At 68.5% G+C, this 17,700-nt stretch carries 17 protein-coding genes; 13 read left to right on the top strand and 4 right to left on the bottom strand.

Features of this window, described 5'->3' with window-relative positions; genetic code table 11:
• Positions 1-61 precede the first annotated feature (61 nt).
• From ACQCSZ_RS12320 to ACQCSZ_RS12305, 4 genes are all read left to right on the top strand, one after another.
• Positions 62-3,019: a DNA translocase FtsK gene (locus ACQCSZ_RS12320; protein ID WP_427008224.1), complete on the top strand. Its 2,958-nt coding sequence runs from the start codon at positions 62-64 to the stop codon at positions 3,017-3,019.
• Between the two features lie 9 nt (positions 3,020-3,028).
• Entirely contained in the window at positions 3,029-3,670 is a 642-nt protein-coding gene (gene pgsA / locus ACQCSZ_RS12315; RefSeq protein WP_427008223.1) for a CDP-diacylglycerol--glycerol-3-phosphate 3-phosphatidyltransferase, read from the top strand.
• Positions 3,667-4,170: a CinA family protein gene (locus tag ACQCSZ_RS12310; RefSeq protein ID WP_427008222.1), complete on the top strand. Its 504-nt coding sequence runs from the start codon at positions 3,667-3,669 to the stop codon at positions 4,168-4,170. The genes pgsA and ACQCSZ_RS12310 overlap by 4 nt, the downstream gene beginning before the upstream one ends.
• Before the next feature lie 151 nt (positions 4,171-4,321).
• On the top strand, positions 4,322-4,774 hold the full coding sequence (locus ACQCSZ_RS12305) for a helix-turn-helix domain-containing protein (RefSeq protein ID WP_211879069.1): 453 nt from the start codon (positions 4,322-4,324) through the stop codon (positions 4,772-4,774).
• Between the two features lie 117 nt (positions 4,775-4,891).
• Here the strand turns inward: ACQCSZ_RS12305 and ACQCSZ_RS12300 are convergent, their stop codons facing one another.
• Positions 4,892-5,398 (bottom strand): MarR family winged helix-turn-helix transcriptional regulator, encoded by a 507-nt coding sequence (locus ACQCSZ_RS12300; protein WP_427008221.1) that lies wholly within the window; start codon positions 5,396-5,398, stop codon positions 4,892-4,894.
• Positions 5,399-5,439: 41 nt separating this feature from the next.
• Between ACQCSZ_RS12300 and ACQCSZ_RS12295 the strand changes: the two genes are divergently transcribed.
• From ACQCSZ_RS12295 to dapF, 6 genes are all read left to right on the top strand, one after another.
• Positions 5,440-5,658 carry a DUF3046 domain-containing protein gene (locus ACQCSZ_RS12295; RefSeq protein ID WP_211879067.1) on the top strand — a complete coding sequence of 73 codons (219 nt, stop codon included), beginning with the start codon at positions 5,440-5,442 and terminating at the stop codon, positions 5,656-5,658.
• A 250-nt stretch (positions 5,659-5,908) separates the two neighbouring features.
• Positions 5,909-6,961 carry a recombinase RecA gene (recA, locus tag ACQCSZ_RS12290; RefSeq protein WP_427008220.1) on the top strand — a complete coding sequence of 351 codons (1,053 nt, stop codon included), beginning with the start codon at positions 5,909-5,911 and terminating at the stop codon, positions 6,959-6,961.
• 193 nt (positions 6,962-7,154) lie between these two features.
• Positions 7,155-7,637 carry a regulatory protein RecX gene (locus ACQCSZ_RS12285; protein ID WP_427008325.1) on the top strand — a complete coding sequence of 161 codons (483 nt, stop codon included), beginning with the start codon at positions 7,155-7,157 and terminating at the stop codon, positions 7,635-7,637.
• Between the two features lie 110 nt (positions 7,638-7,747).
• Entirely contained in the window at positions 7,748-9,304 is a 1,557-nt protein-coding gene (gene miaB, locus ACQCSZ_RS12280; protein ID WP_427008219.1) for a tRNA (N6-isopentenyl adenosine(37)-C2)-methylthiotransferase MiaB, read from the top strand.
• 85 nt (positions 9,305-9,389) lie between these two features.
• A complete protein-coding gene (gene miaA / locus ACQCSZ_RS12275) occupies positions 9,390-10,334 on the top strand; it encodes a tRNA (adenosine(37)-N6)-dimethylallyltransferase MiaA (RefSeq protein WP_427008324.1) in 945 nt (314 codons plus the stop codon).
• On the top strand, positions 10,300-11,256 hold the full coding sequence (gene dapF, locus ACQCSZ_RS12270) for a diaminopimelate epimerase (RefSeq protein ID WP_427008218.1): 957 nt from the start codon (positions 10,300-10,302) through the stop codon (positions 11,254-11,256). Before miaA ends, dapF begins: the two co-directional genes overlap by 35 nt.
• Here dapF and ACQCSZ_RS12265 read toward each other — a convergent pair.
• The gene (locus tag ACQCSZ_RS12265; RefSeq protein ID WP_427008217.1) at positions 11,237-11,851 is read right to left on the bottom strand and encodes a class I SAM-dependent methyltransferase; all 615 of its coding nucleotides are present in this window, start codon (positions 11,849-11,851) and stop codon (positions 11,237-11,239) included. The two genes, dapF and ACQCSZ_RS12265, sit on opposite strands and share 20 nt — an antisense overlap.
• Before the next feature lie 449 nt (positions 11,852-12,300).
• On the opposite strand from ACQCSZ_RS12265, the gene hflX reads away from it, so the two are divergent.
• Together hflX and ACQCSZ_RS12255 are read left to right on the top strand one after the other, a co-directional pair.
• Positions 12,301-13,887 (top strand): GTPase HflX, encoded by a 1,587-nt coding sequence (gene hflX / locus ACQCSZ_RS12260; protein ID WP_427008216.1) that lies wholly within the window; start codon positions 12,301-12,303, stop codon positions 13,885-13,887.
• Positions 13,880-16,009 carry an ATP-dependent DNA helicase gene (locus ACQCSZ_RS12255; RefSeq protein WP_427008215.1) on the top strand — a complete coding sequence of 710 codons (2,130 nt, stop codon included), beginning with the start codon at positions 13,880-13,882 and terminating at the stop codon, positions 16,007-16,009. Before hflX ends, ACQCSZ_RS12255 begins: the two co-directional genes overlap by 8 nt.
• Before the next feature lie 53 nt (positions 16,010-16,062).
• Here the strand turns inward: ACQCSZ_RS12255 and lexA are convergent, their stop codons facing one another.
• Together lexA and ACQCSZ_RS12245 are read right to left on the bottom strand one after the other, a co-directional pair.
• On the bottom strand, positions 16,063-16,812 hold the full coding sequence (gene lexA, locus ACQCSZ_RS12250) for a transcriptional repressor LexA (RefSeq protein ID WP_427008214.1): 750 nt from the start codon (positions 16,810-16,812) through the stop codon (positions 16,063-16,065).
• Positions 16,813-16,990: 178 nt separating this feature from the next.
• Positions 16,991-17,200, bottom strand: coding sequence for a hypothetical protein (locus ACQCSZ_RS12245; protein WP_427008213.1), 210 nt, complete (start codon positions 17,198-17,200; stop codon positions 16,991-16,993).
• Here ACQCSZ_RS12245 and ACQCSZ_RS12240 point away from each other — a divergent pair.
• Positions 17,199-17,627: a LysM peptidoglycan-binding domain-containing protein gene (locus ACQCSZ_RS12240; RefSeq protein ID WP_427008212.1), complete on the top strand. Its 429-nt coding sequence runs from the start codon at positions 17,199-17,201 to the stop codon at positions 17,625-17,627. The genes ACQCSZ_RS12245 and ACQCSZ_RS12240 overlap by 2 nt on opposite strands.
• The last annotated feature ends 73 nt before the right edge of the window (positions 17,628-17,700 follow it).

The raw sequence follows: 17,700 nt of genomic DNA, 5'->3' as shown, positions 1-17,700 counted from the left end.
GGCTCCCCGGAAGCCCCGGAAATCCGGGGTTTCCGGCCCGGGATCGGGTACCGTGGCAGGTATGGCGACACGTACTTCCCCCGCGCCTAGAGGAAACTCAAGCGGCAAACCAGGCAGCTCCACGGGCCGGAGCTCCGGCACGGCCGCATCCAAAACCGGCCGGGCGCAGGGAACCGCGCGCACCCGGCAGCTGGCCGCCGTGGAGCCGAAACAGCCCTGGCTGGTGCGGGTGGTGGCCGGAGCCTGGCTCGGCCTGGGCCACGTCGTCGGCGCCGGCATCCGGCGGATCGGCCAGGACGTCAGCGATCTCGCCCCCGGGGAGCGCCGCGATGGCGCCGCCCTGTTCAACCTTGCGCTCGGCGTCTTCATCGCCACCTTCGCCTGGTGGGGTTTCCGGGGCTGGCTCCCGGACCTGGTCTTCGGGATCGTCAACGGCACCTTCGGCGCGATGACCCTGCTGCTGCCGCTCATGCTCTTTGCCTGCGCCTTCAGGCTGTTCCGCCAGCCCGTTGACGGCCGCGGGAACAACCGGATCGGGATCGGCTTCCTGTTCATGACCCTTGCCGGCTCCGGCCTGGCCCATGTCATCGGCGGCCAGCCCGCCCTCGCCGACGGCTTCGACGGGCTGCGCCGGGCCGGCGGCATGCTTGGCTACCTGGCCGCCGCGCCGCTGGCCGCCCTCCCTGTCTGGGTCCCGGTGGCGGTCTACAGCCTGCTCGCCTTCGTCTCCCTGCTCATCATCACGGCCACCCCCTTCGGCGCCATCCCCGGCCGGCTGCGGGACGCCTATGAACTCCTGATGGGGATCGACCTGCAGGACGGCGACGGCGGCCGCCACGACCGCAGCTACCTGTACGAAAACGACGCCGCCGCGGCCCCGCCCAGGAAGAAGCGCCGGCGCCTCTTCGGCAAGGACCACGACGCCGATTCCCGCCTCGAAGGCTACGTCGGCGACGAAGCGTTCGAGCATGCCCTCATCGACGACGACGATGCTGCCGGGGCGGCAAGGGGAGCCGCGGGTTCCAGCTCTGTGGCGCCCGGCGTGCGCCGGCCCACCCTGGCCGAGATCGCCGTCGGGAAGATCAAGGCAGCCCAGGGCCTTGGTGCTGCAGCAGGCAGCACCGCCGCCGGGAGTGTTTCCGGATTGGCGGGGGATAACGCCACCGAGGCCATCCCGCTTGTCACCCCGGGCATGGTGGCCGCGGGATCGCTGAACCCGGCCGCCCCGGCGCCCGGCGCCGCGGCCGTTGCCGCCGCCGCGCAGGTTCCCTCCAGCCCGGCCGTCCCGCCGCCGCTGCCGACGCCGATTCCGCAGCGCACCGAACAGCTCTCCCTGGCCGGCGACGTCACCTACACGCTGCCGGCGTCGGATGTGCTGACCCCGGGCTCCGTCCCCAAGGAGCGCACCGAGGCCAACGACGCGATCGTGGCCTCGCTGACCGAGACCCTCAACCAGTTCAATGTGGAGGCCCAGGTCACCGGCTTCAGCCGCGGCCCCACGGTCACGCGGTACGAGATCGAGCTGTCCCCGGGCACCAAGGTGGAACGCGTCACCGCCCTGTCCAAGAACATCTCCTATGCCGTGGCCAGCTCGGACGTGCGCATCCTGAGCCCCATCCCCGGCCGGTCCGCGATCGGCATCGAGATCCCCAACACGGACCGCGAGACCGTGTCACTGGGCGACGTGCTGCGCAGCCAGAACGCCCGCCGCACGGAACACCCCATGGTGATCGGCGTCGGCAAGGACGTCGAGGGCGGCTACGTGGTCGCAAACCTCGCCAAGATGCCGCACCTCCTGGTGGCCGGCGCCACGGGTGCCGGCAAGTCGGCGTTCGTCAATGCGATGATCACCTCCATCCTGATGCGCGCCACCCCCGATGAGGTCCGCATGGTCATGGTGGACCCCAAGCGCGTGGAACTCACCGCCTACGAAGGCGTCCCGCACCTCATCACGCCCATCATCACCAACCCGAAGAAGGCCGCCGAGGCCCTGCAGTGGGTGGTCCGGGAAATGGATGCCCGGTACGACGACCTCGCCAATTACGGCTTCAAGCACATCGACGACTTCAACAAGGGCGTCCGGGCCGGCAAGGTCATCCCGCCGGAGGGTTCCAAGCGGGTCATCCGGCCCTACCCGTACCTGCTGGTGATCGTGGACGAGCTCGCCGACCTCATGATGGTGGCCCCGCGCGACGTCGAGGATTCCATCGTCCGGATCACCCAGCTGGCCCGCGCGGCCGGCATCCACCTCGTCCTCGCCACCCAGCGCCCGTCCGTGGACGTCGTCACCGGCCTGATCAAGGCCAATGTGCCCTCCCGGATGGCCTTCGCGACATCCTCCGTCACCGACTCCCGCGTGGTCCTGGACCAGCCGGGGGCCGAGAAACTGATCGGCCAGGGCGACGCGCTCTTCCTGCCGATGGGCGCCTCCAAGGCCATGCGCGTGCAGGGCGCCTGGGTCACCGAATCCGAGATCCACAATGTCGTCGAACACGTCAAGGGCCAGCTCAAGGCCGTCTACCGTGACGACGTCGCCCCCGACGCGCCCAAGAAGCAGATCGACGACGACATCGGGGACGACCTCGATGTCCTGCTGCAGGCCACCGAACTTGTGGTCACCACCCAGTTCGGGTCCACGTCGATGCTGCAGCGCAAGCTCCGCGTCGGTTTTGCCAAGGCCGGCCGGCTCATGGACCTGCTCGAGTCGCGGGGAGTGGTGGGCCCCTCCGAGGGGTCCAAGGCCCGCGATGTCCTTGTGAAGCCGGACGATCTCGCCGCCGTGCTGGCCGCGATGAACGGCCTGGAGATGGCCGCCGTCGTCGATTCCCAGACTGCAGCGCTGAGCGATAACGCGAACGCCAACATCGCCCAGGGCGGCTACGCCGAGGACCTCGTCGCCGCCGATCTGGACCAGCGGGCCCAGTCGGTGCACTACTTTGATGGCGCCGACGGCGCCGACGGCGGCTCCGGCGGGGATGAAGACGGCTCCGAGGACGCCTGGTCGCTCACCGGACGGTAGCCTAGGAGGGTGACTAGCTCCGAAGCGAACAGCGCCGGGCCCGCCGCGCGGATCTGGAACCTGCCGAACATCCTGACGATGCTGCGGATTGTGCTGGTGCCCTTCTTCGTCTGGCTGCTCGTGGCCGATGCCCCCGGACTGCACCCGCAGAACGGACTCTGGCGCTGGATTGCCGCCGCGCTGTTCGCCGTGGCCATCTACACCGACAAGCTCGACGGCGACATCGCCCGCAGCCGCGGGCTGGTGACGGACTTCGGCAAGATCGCGGACCCGATCGCGGACAAGCTCCTGATCGGCTCCGCCCTGGTCATGCTCTCCCTGCTCCAGGAGCTTCCCTGGTGGGTCACCATCCTGATCCTGGTGCGGGAATGGGGCATCACGGCCCTGCGTTTCTTCGTCATCCGCTACGGCGTGATCCCGGCCTCGCGCGGCGGAAAGCTCAAAACCGTCGTGCAGACCGTGGCCATTTTCCTCTACGTCATTCCGCTGGCCTCCCTCGCGCCGTGGCTCGGCGGCCTCGCCTTCGCGGTCATGATGGTGGCCCTGGCCATCACCCTCTGGACCGGTGGAGAGTACGTCATCGAGGCGCTCAAGCTGCGTTCCAGCGGCATCAGGGCAAAGAAACAGGACGTCCAGGAGGGCAAGGCATGACCGATCTGCATCCCAATCTTCACCCCAACCTGCACCGCATCGCCGGCCAGGCGGTCGACGGCGCCATCGGCCGCGGGCTGACCGTGGCCACCGGCGAATCCCTCACCGCCGGCATGCTGGCCGCCATGCTGGCCGACACCCCCGGAGCCTCCGGCATGCTGCAGGGCGGCGTCGTGTCCTACCAGAACGCCGTCAAGGTTGACGTGCTGGGGGTGCCGCGCGAGCTGCTGGACGCCGTCGGCTCCGTGGACGGGCAGGTCGCCGCGGCGATGGCCGCCGGGGCGCGGAGGCTCTGCGGCGCCGACATCGGGGTGTCCACCACCGGTGTGGCCGGCCCCGAGCCGCACGACGGAAAGGCCGTCGGCACCGTCTTCATCGGCCTCGCCACTGCGGACGGGTCGACGTCGTACAGCTACGCCTTCGAGGGAAGCCGGCCGGAAATCCGTGCCCTCGCCTGCGCCGCCGCCCTGGAACGCCTGCTCGAAGCCCTATCTTCCTGAAGCTGCCGGGCGTAAAGTTGCCGGGAACAAAAGTTGATTCCTAATAGTTGTTACATTGTGTCGCCTCCGAATATAGGAGGCGCCTAGGATGAAGGCATCAATTGTTCGCTGTGATGGCGAACTCGACTTACGAGGGAGCAAGGCGATACAGATGGTAAAGCAGCCCGTATCCGTAAACGGCGTTGTCCGCTGGAAGGATGTGGGCCTCGCCGATCAGGCAAAGAGCGAACAGAAGGGGCGCAAGATGGTTGTACTTCGTCACGAAATCGGTGATGTGCTTCGCGATGTCCGCCAACGCCAAGGCCGTACCCTCCGCGAAGTCTCGCACAGCGCCCGCGTTTCCCTGGGCTACCTGAGTGAAGTGGAACGCGGCCAGAAGGAAGCCTCCTCGGAGCTGCTGTCCTCGATCTGCTCGGCCCTCGAAGTCCCGCTCTCGCTGATGCTCCGTGAAGTCAGCGACCGCGTCGCCGTCGCCGAGGGCGTCGCAGTTCCTGACACCGTTCCGCAGGAGTTCGCGCAGCGCTATGGCCGCGACCTGGACCGGGAACTCAACTCGGACCTGAACGAGGAACTGGCCAAGGGACTGCTCTCCGGCGCACGCTAAGCCGGGTCCAAACCCGCTACTCCTACGGAAGGCCCCCGGCTACGTGCCGGGGGCCTTCTTTGTCGCGGGCCGTGGCGCCGGCCGTGCCTCCGGCAGGCGGGTGCGCCGGGAAGTGCGCTAGGCCTCGTCCTTGGGGAAGCCGTCCCGTTCGTAGATGGCGTTCAGCTTTGCCATGTAGGTGGCGAGCGTCTGCAGTTCCTCCGGCGGCCACTCCGCCAGCCGTTCCCGGAAGACCTCGCGCCGGGCGTCCTGCACCTGGTGCATTTTCTCCTCGCCCCGGGGGGTGAGCCTGATGGACTGCGCGCGGCCGTCGAGGGGGTCGGCTTCCTTGGATACCAGGCCCAGGCTTTCAAGGAAAGCGATCTGCCGGCTCACGGAGGGCTTGCCGACGCCGATGCTCGAGGCCAGTTCGGTCAGGCGGATGGGACCCTGGCGGCGGATCACGCTGAGGAGGCCATAGGCGGCCGGTTCCATGTCCGGATGGACCTGGCGCGACAGCTGATGGGAGATGGAACGGCCGCGGCGCCAGAGCATGCTGATCTGGTGCTCGACGGCGGTCAGCGCCGCCTCCGTGGGGTCCTCGGCACCGCCGGCGGCACCGGGTCCCTCGATTGGGTTGCTCATGGCAACAATTCTAGGGTCCCGCGCCGTGAGAGACTTTATCGGTGCGAATCAGTGACTTTTGGCGGCTCATGGACGACGAGTTCGGGGCCGGATACTCCCGCGTCGTCGCCAGTTCCCTGGTCCTGGCGGGCGTCGGGGACCGTACGGCCGAGCAGGCCCTGGGCGCCGGTGTTCCGCCGCGGCAGGTCTGGCTCGCCCTGTGCGACGTCCAGGATGTCCCGCCCGAGCGGCGGCTGGGCCGCGACGTTAAACCGCGTTAGACAACGGTAGACAACCTTTCACGACGGCGGCCGGCGGGCCCACGGCGGCCCGGCCGAGGAAGGCCGGCGTTGACACACCCTCCGATTTGTTCGAATATCTGTTCGGATAGGGCTATGCTTTTTTCAGAGCGTTTTCCACATGCGCGACGTCGGCCGGCAATATTGTCGGCGGGTGGCATTAGCGTCAGTGATGACAGAAAAACGGCCGCAACGGCCACTCCACAGCGAGAAAGCATTAGAGGTGTGAACCATGGCCGCAGCCCCGGATCGTGAAAAGGCGCTCGAAGCAGCGCTTGCCCAGATTGACAAGCAGTTCGGCAAAGGCTCCGTCATGCGCCTGGGCGACGAAGTCCGTGCGCCGATCGAGGTCATCCCGACCGGCTCGATTGCACTGGACATAGCCCTGGGAATTGGCGGACTGCCCCGCGGCCGCATCGTGGAAATCTACGGTCCGGAATCCTCCGGTAAGACCACCGTGGCGCTGCACGCGGTGGCCAGCGCCCAGCGCATGGGCGGCATCGCCGCCTTCATCGACGCCGAGCACGCCCTCGATCCCGAATACGCTGCCAGGCTGGGCGTGGACACCGACGCCCTCCTGGTCTCCCAGCCGGACACCGGCGAGCAGGCCCTGGAGATCATGGACATGCTCATCGGCTCCGGCTCCCTCGACGTCATCGTCATCGACTCCGTCGCCGCCCTGGTTCCCCGCGCCGAAATCGAAGGCGACATGGGCGACAGCCACGTCGGCCTCCAGGCACGCCTGATGAGCCAGGCCCTGCGTAAGATCACCGGCCGGCTGAGCCAGACCAAGACCACCGCCATCTTCATCAACCAGTTGCGCGAAAAGATCGGCGTGTTCTTCGGCTCCCCGGAAACCACCACCGGTGGCAAGGCGCTGAAGTTCTATGCGTCCATCCGCATCGACGTCCGCCGGATCCAGACCCTCAAGGAGGGCGCGGACTCCGTCGGTAACCGCACCAAGGCCAAGATCGTCAAGAACAAGATGGCTCCGCCCTTCAAGATCGCCGAATTCGACATCATCTACGGCCAGGGCATTTCCCGCGAAGGCGGCATCATCGACATGGGTGTCGAACACGGCATCATCAAGAAGTCCGGTTCCTGGTTCACCTACGACGGCGACCAGTTGGGCCAGGGCATGGAGAACTCCCGCCGCTTCCTGCGCGACAACCCTGAGCTGGCCGCCGAGCTCGAACGCCTCATCAAGGAGAAGCTCGGCGTCGGCGTGAAGCCGCCGGCCGAGACCGAAGCAGCGCCGAAGCTGAAGGCCGTTGACGGTTTCTAGCGGCAGGGCGCGTCAGCGGTCAGGGTTCCGTTCACGGAATCCTGACCGCGGCCGCGCGGAGGGCGGCTTCGCGGAGAGTGCCGGTCCTGCCGGTGAGGCAGCTGTGCGGGCAATGTCCCGGAAGATGCCGCCGGACACCGACGTACCGCCGGATCCTGAAGCGGCGCCGGACCACGACGCCGATCCGGCCGCCGTGGCCCGTGCCATCGTGCTCCGGCAGCTGACGAATTCACCGAAAAGCCGGTTGCAGCTTTCCCGCAAGCTGGCCGAGCGCAACGTCCCCGAGGACGTCGCCGAGGCTGTGCTGGACCGCTTCGAGGAAGTGCGCCTCATCAACGACGCCGAGTTTGCCGAGATGTGGGTGCGCAGCCGCTCCCAGACCCGCAAGCTCGCCAAGGGTGCGCTGCGGCGTGAGCTGGCCGAAAAGGGCATTGACCCGGATACGGCGGCCGGCGCCCTGGAACAGCTCAGCGACGAGGACGAGGAATCCGCCGCCCGCGGACTCGTGGAGCGCAAGCTCCGGGGGGCCCGCGGCCTGGCGGACCGCGCCGAGCGGGACAAGGCCACCCGCCGGCTGGCCTCCATGCTCGCGCGCAAGGGCTACCAGCCCTCGCAGGCGTTCCGGATTGTCGGCGAGGTCCTCGATGCCGCGGGCCGTACCGAACCGGATCTCTGATTCCGCAGCCGCAGCACGGTAAGCACGGTAAGCACGGCAGGCACGGGCCCCGATGCGGCGCTTGGCAGGACCCCCACGCGGCGCCGGTGCCGAACCGTTACCCTTAACAGGTGAGTTTGACCATTCCTTCCCCAGCAGCCGGCACCACTCCTTCCATCGATTCCGCCTCGTCCCCTGACACGCCGCGGCCCCGCACGTACCAGGTGCGCACCTTCGGGTGCCAGATGAACGTGCACGATTCCGAACGCATGTCCGGGATGCTGGAGGCCGCCGGCTACGTCCCCGCGGCCGGTGAGCAGGCCGACGTCGTCGTCTTCAACACCTGCGCCGTGCGGGAGAACGCCGACAACAAGCTCTATGGCAACCTCGGCATGCTGGCCCCGGTCAAGGCCGCCAACCCCGGCATGCAGATCGCGGTGGGCGGGTGCCTCGCGCAGAAAGACCGCGAGACCATCCTGAAGAAGGCCCCCTGGGTGGACGCCGTGTTCGGGACCCACAATGTCGGCGCCCTGCCGGCACTGCTGGAGCGGGCGCGCCACAACAACGAGGCGCAGCTGGAAATCCTCGAGTCCCTGGACGTCTTCCCGTCCACCCTCCCCACCAAGCGCGATTCGGTCTATGCCGGCTGGGTGTCCATCTCGGTGGGCTGCAACAACACCTGCACCTTCTGCATCGTCCCTGCCCTGCGCGGCAAGGAGAAGGACCGCCGCCCCGGCGACATCCTGGCCGAGATCCAGGCCCTCGTCGACGACGGCGCCATCGAAGTGACGCTGCTGGGGCAGAACGTGAACTCCTACGGCGTGGAATTCGGCGACCGGCAGGCGTTCTCGAAGCTGCTGCGCGCCTGCGGCGACATCCCCGGCCTGGAACGCGTGCGGTTCACCAGCCCGCACCCGGCAGCCTTCACCGACGACGTGATCGACGCCATGGCCGAAACCCCCAACGTCATGCCCCAGCTGCACATGCCGCTGCAGTCGGGCTCGGACAAGGTCCTCAAGGACATGAAGCGGTCCTACCGCTCCACCAAATTCCTAGGCATCCTGGACAAGGTCCGCGAGAAGATGCCGCACGCCGCGATTTCCACCGACATCATCGTCGGCTTCCCCGGCGAGACGGAAGAGGACTTCCAGGCCACCCTCGACGTCGTGGCGAAGTCCCGCTTCGCCACCGCCTTCACGTTCCAGTACTCCAAGCGCCCCGGCACCCCCGCCGCGGACCTGCCGGACCAGCTCCCCAAGGCCGTGGTGCAGGAACGCTTCGAGCGGCTCACCGCCCTGCAGGACCGGATCGCGGCGGAGGAAAACGCCCGCCAGCTGGGCCGCCGCGTGGAGGTGATGGTCACCGCGCAGTCCGGCCGCAAGTCCGAGGAAACCCACCGCCTCTCCGGCCGCGCCCAGGACCAGCGGCTCGTCCACTTCTCGGTGCCGGACGGCGCCGGCGTGCCGCGCCCGGGCGACCTCGTCACGGTGACCATCACGGAGGCCGCCGCCTTCCACCTCGTGGCGGACCCTGCCTTGGCGGCCGACTACAGCCTCCGCCGCTCCCGCGCCGGCGACGCGTGGGACCGCTCCCAGGCCGATTCCTGCGGGGTTCCCGCCCCGGGAGCCGCCGCCGGCAGGACCGGCGTGTCCCTGGGCATGCCGGGCCTCCCGGCCCGCGGCCGCTAGCCTGGTGGCCGTCACGCCGGAAGGCACGACGCCGGAAGACACGACGCCGGATGCCGCGCCGGACGCCGCTCCCGGCGCGCCGCCGGTGATCGCCGTCGTCGGGCCGACCGGCTCCGGCAAGTCCGATCTCGCCGTCTCGCTCGCGCTGGAACTTGGCGGCGAGGTCATCAATGCCGACTCCATGCAGTTCTACCGCGGCATGGATATCGGCACGGCGAAGATCACCGCGGCCGAACGCCGGGGCGTGCCGCACCACCTCCTGGACATCATGGACGTGACCGAGGAAGCCAGTGTCTCCGACTTCCAGCAGCAGGCAGGGGCCCTGGTTGCCGGGATCCACGGCCGCGGGAAACGCGCGATCCTGGCCGGCGGCTCCGGGCTGTACGTCCGTGCGGCCCTCGACGTCCTGGAGTTTCCCGGCACGGACCCGGCCATCCGGCGCCGCCTCGAGGCGGAGCTGGCAGCGGCGGGACCGGCGCCGCTGCGGGCCCGGCTGGAACGTGTCGACCCGGTGTCCGCGGGCAGGCTCGCCGACGCCCGCCGGATCGTCCGCGCCCTGGAGGTGTTCGAACTGACCGGGCGGCCCTTCAGCTCCTTCATGCCCACCCGCGAGTACTTCGCGCCGGCCGTGCAGATCGGGCTGGAGGTGGACCGCCCGCTGCTCCACGAACGGCTCGCCCGCCGTGTCCACCGCATGGTGGACCAGGGCCTGCTCGAAGAAGTGAGGACGCTCGACGCAGCGGGACTCCGGCTGGGGAAGACCGCGCCCCGGGCCCTCGGCTACGCCCAGTTCCTCAAGGTCCTCGACGGCGAATCGGACGTGGATCAGGCCGCGGAGGCAACGATCATCGCCACCCGGCAGTTCGCCCGGCGCCAGCTCACCTGGTTCCGCGCGGATCCGCGCATCACCTGGCTTGACTGGCAGGATCCGGAGCTGGCGGCCAAGGCCGCCGCCCTCTGCCGCGAAGCCTCCACCGGACCGGTAACCTTGGAACATGGACGAATCCCTGGCAGTGGCCGCCGACCGTAACGCTGAGCCCGGCACTGCAGCCCTGAGCGGACTGAAGTTTTCCAAGGGCCACGGCACCGGCAACGACTTCGTGCTGATCGCGGATCCCACCGGCGCCCTCTCCGTCACTCCCGGGCAGGTCGCGGCGCTGTGCGACCGCCACCGGGGGATCGGCGGCGACGGGCTGATCCGCGCCGTACCGTCCCGGCTGCTCCCCGAAGGCCAGGAGCTGCTGGCACGGCACCCGGAGGCCGAGTGGTTCATGGACTACCGCAACGGCGACGGCTCGCTCTCGGAAATGTGCGGCAACGGCGTCCGGGTTTTCGTGCACTTCCTGATCGCGGAGGGCCTGGTCGATCTGCCGGCCGGGAAGTCCTTGACCATCGGCACCCGCGGCGGGGTGAAGACGATCGTCCGCACGGCGGCCGGCTACGCAGTGGACATGGGCCCTTGGGAATTCATTTTCCCGGGCGAGGCTATCGCCCGGGCCATGGATTCGCTGGTCAGCGCCGCGGGGCTGGAAGTGGCCAGGCCCGCGCTCTCGGTCAGCATGGGCAACCCGCATACGGTCGTGGCCCTCGCCGAACCGGCAGAGCTGGAAGCGACCCAGCTGTTCACCGCACCGCACGTTGACCCGGCGCCGCCGCACGGTACGAACGTGGAGTTCGTTGTGCCGTCCGAGCCGCTGGTCCACGACGGCATGGGGACCATCACCATGCGGGTGCACGAGCGGGGAGTGGGGGAGACCCAGTCCTGCGGCACCGGCGCCTGCGCCGCCGCCGTCGCGATCCGCCACTGGGCCGGCCAGGGCGCACCGGACGCCTGGAACGTCCACGTGCCCGGCGGCGTCGTGAGTGTGAAGTTCTTCCTCGGCCCGGAGGGGCACGAGCACGTCGAGCTCAGCGGCCCGGCCGTGATCGTCGCTAGCGGGACGCTTTCCTGACCCGCAGGATCCGGAAGGACTTCGAGGTGCTCTCCCGGGTGACCGTGAAGCTGGAATCCAGCTCGGCCGCCAGCCAGCGCTGAAGCGAATCCGAGCCCAGGTTCTTCTGCACCACCAGCCAGGCAGAGCCGCCGGGGGCGAGCCGGGGCAGCCAGAGCAGCAACAGCGCGTGAAGCTCATCCTTGCCGATCCGGATGGGCGGGTTGGACCAGACCGTGTCGAAGCGAAGCTCCGGGTCCACGGCGTCCGGAGTGCTGGCCGTGACATTTCCCAGCCCCAGCAGGGCGGCGTTCTCGTTCGTCAGCGCCACGCAGCGCTCATTGACATCCACCGCGTACACCTGGGCGTGCGGCGCCCGCAGGGCCATGGTCAGCGCGACCGGCCCCCAGCCGCAGCCGATGTCGAGCAGGTTTCCCTGCGGTGCCGGGGCGGGCGCCTCGGCGAGCAGGACGGCCGTCCCCTTGTCGATGCCGTCCGGGCTGAAGATCGCCGAGGACGTCTGCAGGTGGCGCGTCTCGCCGGCAAGCTCCACGGTCAGTGGCTTGCGGGTGAACGGCCCGGCGGGCTGGGCGCTGAAATAGTGTGCGGACTCCATAACTGGCCAGATTAGTTGGCCCGCGGCCCCGATGGGAAACCGGGGCACGGGCGGATCAGAGCGGTCTGCTAGGCTTAAACACATGATCTTGAACTTCAAGTAGCCGGCACGGGTTTCAACCACACGGCCTGAAACCCGTCCCCGCAGCGACGCAGGTTGATACCTTCCGCTCGGCGCCCCCGCAGGGAACTCACAGCAGTGACGTCACCGGTCCGGCGCGCCTTTCACTTGGAGTCCCGTAATGCTGACCGCATAAATTCTTTCACCCCATCGGCGCCTCGCGCCGCACCACCTTTCCCTTCCGCTCCGCATTGGAGCCCACCCTGCCGGCGCCGCCGCAGGCATTCCAGGAGGCCCGGATGACCTCCAGCCGTCAGCCCAGCGCGAATACCGCGCCACACAGCATCAATCGGCACTATTCTGAAAGTGCCGAACCTTCAAAGGAGACCATGACCAGTCAGCCCAACACCGGACCCGATTCAGCAGCCTCGGACATGAGCCCCGAGGAAATCCAGGCTGTTATCGACCGGATCCTCTCCAAGGACACCCCCGCCCGGACCACAGGCCGCAGTACCGGCCCGGATGACGACGGCGCCGACCCCAGGACCGTGCTCGGCAGGGCCCAAGCGATCTCCGGGCTGGCGGAGGAACACGGCAGCTACGACGGCGACCAGCAGGACCTCGAGGAACGGCACGCCCTGCGCCGTACCGCCGGCCTGTCCACCGAACTCGAAGACGTCACCGAAGTCGAATACCGCCAGCTGCGCCTGGAGCGCGTCGTGCTGGCCGGGCTCTGGACCGAAGGCACCCTCGCCGACGCCGAGAACTCCCTGCGCGAACTCGCAGCCCTGGCCGAGACGGCCGGCTCGGAGGTCCTCGACGGACTCGTCCAGCGCCGCCAGAAGCCCGATCCGGGCACCTTCCTCGGCTCCGGCAAGGCCCAGGAGCTCAAGGACATCGTGATGTCCACCGGCGCGGACACCGTCGTGGTCGACGCCGAACTCGCGCCCTCCCAGCGCCGTGCCCTCGAAGACATTGTCAAGGTCAAGGTCATCGACCGGACGGCCCTGATCCTGGACATCTTCGCGCAGCATGCCAAGAGCCGCGAGGGCAAGGCCCAGGTCGAACTGGCCCAGCTCGAATACCTGCTCCCGCGCCTTCGTGGCTGGGGCGAGTCGATGTCCCGACAGGCCGGTGGCCAGGTGGGCGGCGCCGGCGCCGGCATGGGCTCGCGCGGTCCCGGTGAAACCAAGATCGAACTGGACCGGCGGCGGATCCGTACCCGGATGGCCAAGCTGCGGCGCGAAATCGCCGCGATGAAGCCGGCCCGGGAAACCAAGCGGGCAAACCGCCGTCGTAATGCCGTCCCCTCGGTGGCGATTGCCGGATACACCAACGCGGGCAAGTCCTCCCTGCTGAACCGGCTGACCGACGCCGGCGTCCTGGTGGAGAACGCCCTGTTCGCCACCCTGGACCCGACGGTCCGCAAGGCCGAAACCGCGGACGGCCTGGGCTACACCCTCGCCGACACCGTGGGCTTCGTCCGCTCGCTGCCCACCCAGCTCGTGGAGGCATTCCGCTCCACCCTGGAAGAGGTCGCCGACTCTGATCTGATCCTGCACATCGTGGACGTCTCCCATCCCGATCCGGAGGGCCAGATCGCCGCTGTCCGGGCAGTCTTCAGCGAAGTCGACGCCCGCAAGGTCCCGGAAATCATCGTCCTGAACAAGGCCGACGCCGCCGATCCCTTCGTGATCGAACGCCTCAAGCAGCGCGAACCGCGCCATGTCGTGGTTTCCGCACGCACCGGCGAGGGCATTCCGGAGCTGCTGAAGGCCATCAGCGAGGGTATTCCCCGGCCCAGCGTGAAGCTGGAACTGATGATCCCGTACAACCGCGGTGACCTGCTCAGCAAGCTCCACGAAACCGACGCCGAGATCCTCAGCCTCCAGCACGAGGAAACCGGCACCAGGGCCGTGGTGATGGTGCGCGAAGGCTTCGCCGCTGAACTGGATTCGTTCATCAGCAATGACTGACGCGGTGACCGGGGCTGATGCGCCCGGACCTGATGCGCCCGCACCGGATGCGCCCACACCCGACGCGCCCGCACCCGACGGCGGCCCGGCCGGCGAGCGGTTCGTGATCGAACTGCTCGACCGGGCGGTGTCCGGCATGGGCGGGCAGAGCCGCAGCGGCCAGCACGAAATGGCGCGGCAGGTGGCGAACGCGATCGACACCGGTGACCATCTGCTGGTCCAGGCCGGAACCGGCACGGGAAAGTCCCTGGCGTACCTGATTCCGCTGATCGCCCACTCGCTCGTCAGCGACAAGCCCACCCTGGTTTCCACCGCAACCCTGGCCCTGCAGACCCAGATCGTGGGCCGCGACCTGCCCCGGCTGCTCAAGACCATCACCCCCGCCCTCGAACGTCCCGTCAAGGTCGCGCTCGTCAAGGGCCGCTCCAACTACGTCTGCCGGCACAAGCTCGAGGGCGGGTTCCCGTCCGAGGAGCCCTCCGAAGGCCAGCTGTTCTCCCTCGGCGAGGACACGTCCGTGCCGCACTTCGCGGCGGCCCTGGGCGGCCCGTCCTCCCAGCTGGGAAAGGAAATCGTCCGGCTGCGCGAATGGGCCGAGGACACGGCCACGGGGGACCGGGACGAACTCGTGCCCGGTGTCACGGACCGGGCCTGGCGGCAGGTCTCCGTCACCTCGATGGAATGCCTCGGCGCGCAGAAGTGCCCGCTCGCGGCCGAATGCTTCAGCGAACTGGCCCGGCAGAACGCCGCCGACGCCGACGTCGTCGTCACCAACCATGCCATGCTCGCCGTCAGCGCCTTCGAAGGCCTGGCCGTGCTCCCGGACTACGATGTCGTGGTCGTGGACGAGGCCCACGAGCTCCAGGACCGGGTCACGGGCGCCGTGTCCGGCCAGCTTTCCGTGGCCATGGTGCACGCCGCCGCCTCCGGCGCCCGCAAGCACACCGGCATCACCGTGGACGCGCTGAACAACGCGGCCGCCCACCTCGAACTGGCCATCGAAGGCGCGCCCAGCGGCCTCCTGCCCAACGGGCTCAACAGCGAACAGCTGGACTGCGTCGACCAGTTGCGCGATGCCTGCCGCGCGGCCCTCTCCGATTCCAAGGGGGACAGCGCCAGCACGCCCGACGGCGGCCGCCAGCTCGCGCGCTCGCGCCTCATGGTCATCCTGGAACTCTGCGAGCGGCTCCTGGCCGCCCGCGAAAACCGCGAGGTCGTGTGGTTCTCCCGCAACAGCACCTTCGACCCGGCACAGGGATACTCCCCGCCGGACGAGAGCGCACCGGCGCTGATCAACGTGGCACCGCTCAGCGTGGCCGGGCGGCTGCGGGAAGGGCTGTTCGCGGACCACACCGTCATCCTGACCTCTGCGACGCTGGCGATCGGCTCCGCTTTCGAACCGACTGCCGGAGGCCTCGGACTGGTGGGCCCCGGCGCGCCCAGCTGGACCGGCGTCGACGTCGGTTCCCCCTTCGACTATCCGAAGCAGGGCATCCTCTATGTCGCCAAGCACCTGCCCAAACCCGGCCGCGGGGCTTCGCCGGAAGCCCTCGACGAGCTCGAGCGCCTGATCCGGGCCTCCGGCGGCGGAGCGCTGTGCCTCTTCTCCTCGCGGCGCGCCGCGGAGGACGCGGCCGAGGCAATGCGGCCCCGGCTGGACATGGACATCCTGTGCCAGGGTGATTCGACCATGACCGGGCTCGTGCGGCAGTTCGGCGAGGAGCCGGACACCTGCCTGTTCGGCACGATGTCCCTCTGGCAGGGTGTCGACGTACCCGGCGACTCCTGCCGGCTCGTGGTCATCGACCGGATTCCCTTCCCCCGGCCGGATGATCCGCTGATGACCGCCCGCTCACGGGCCGTTGCCCAATCCGGCGGCAACGGTTTCATGTCCGTGTCGGCCACCCATGCCGCGATCCGGCTCGCCCAGGGGGCCGGCCGGCTGATCCGTTCGACGACGGACAAGGGCGTGGTGGCGGTGCTGGATTCGCGGCTCTCCACCGAACGCTACGGAGCCTTCCTCCGCGCCGCCTTGCCGCCGTTCTGGCCGACGACCGACCCTGCGGTTGCCCTGGCGGCCCTGGAACGGCTGTCGAAGGAGTCCCGGCAGGCTGCCACGTAGGCGCAGGCGGCCGGCGGGCCGGCCGGGAACGGCCGGGAACGTTCGGCGGCGGCCTAGAGGGAGCGCAGGACCGAGACGACTTTGCCCATGATGACGGCGTGGTCGCCGAGGATGGGCTCGTACTGGGTGTTCTGCGGCAGCAGCCAGGTGTGGCCGTCGCGCTGGCGGAAGGTCTTGACCGTTGCCTCGTCATCCAGCAGCGCGGCAACGATTTCGCCGTTGAGGGCGTCACTCTGACGCCGGACAACGACCCAGTCGCCGTCGCAGATGGCGGCGTCGATCATCGAATCGCCGGCCACTTTCAGCATGAAGAGTTCGCCGTGGCCCACCAGTTGGCGCGGCAGCGGCATGACATCCTCCACGACCTGGTCGGCGAGGATGGGGCCGCCGGCGGCGATCCGCCCCACTAACGGCACCATGGCGGTGTCCGTGGCGCTGGCGAGCTCCGAAACGGACAGCCCTCCCACGGTCCGCAGGCCGCTGGATTTCGCCACACCGGAAATCCCGGTGGTCCCCTCGTCGAGGGTCAGCGGCATGAGCACCTCCATGGCGCGCGGACGCTTGGGATCGCGCCGGAGGTAACCGAGCTTCTCCAGCTGTGAGAGCTGGTGCGTGACGCTGGACAGGCTGGCGAGCCCGACGGTGTCGCCGATCTCGCGCATGGACGGCGGATATCCCTTGTCCGTCACGGACCGCTGGATGGTTTCCAGGATCTTCTTCTGCCGGACGGTGAGGCTTTTGGGTGCCCGGGCCGGCTGGGGACCCCGCTGGGTGGCCCTGCCGCCGGTGGCTTGTGCTGCCATGTTCGCCAACGCCTTTCCAATCCGCCCGGCCGCCGTTCCGCGGTGGCCGGGATCTTCCGGTCTGAATTGTCAGACCCTGCTGATCAACTACTGCTGATCAACGGCTGGGTTCAACTATTGGGTTCAACTGCTGCTGATCAAATACTGGGTTCAACTCCGGAAGAGCTTGTTCTGTCACTCAAACGTAGGCCAGCCGGACCGGATTTTCAAACATTTGTTCTAGCGAGTCTCGACAATGTTCGTCAATAAGTGCTAAAACAGAACCAGCAAAGTTCGAATATGTATTCGATTGGCTGAGGCCAAAGCAGAGGTAGACGTTCGGCAACACGTTCGAGGGCAGGCTGCCTGGCGGCAGCGGCACCGTATGGTCCAGGAGGGCTAAGTTCATGTCAGCATCAGGCGCGTTTCACGACACATTCGGCCAGTACGATCCATCCGAACAGGTTCGGTCCTTTGGCAGCCACGCTCCGGCGGCGCCGGCCGCTGCCCCCGGTGCCAGGCAGGCCCCGCTCCGGCTGACCCGCCGGGGCAGGTTCATCTTCTTCGGCCTTCCGCTTATCCTGCTGGCCGCCCTCATTCTCTCGTTCAGCGGGTTCCTCAACGCCCCCGCCAAGGCGGCGGACTCCGCATCCGAGCTGTCGCTGACGCCTACCGTGTCCGTGACGGTCCAGGCCGGGGACTCCCTGTGGGCCATCGCCGGGGCTGTCGCACCGGAGCGCGATCCCCGGGACGTCGTCGCGGACATCGTCCAGCTCAACAACCTTGACGCAGCGCGCGTCATCCCGGGCCAGCAGCTCTTCGTACCGTCCAAGTAGCCCGGCTCCCCAAGCATCGGCAGCCCCAAAAGACGGGGCCGGGGCGTCACAGTTTCAGGGCCCGCCGCGGCCT

This window comes from Pseudarthrobacter sp. H2 (genome assembly GCF_050157045.1).
In the GTDB taxonomy this organism is placed as follows: Bacteria; Actinomycetota; Actinomycetes; order Actinomycetales; family Micrococcaceae; genus Arthrobacter.
The sequence above is the reverse complement of the archived record's forward strand: the minus strand, read 5'-3'. Positions and strand labels throughout refer to the sequence as shown.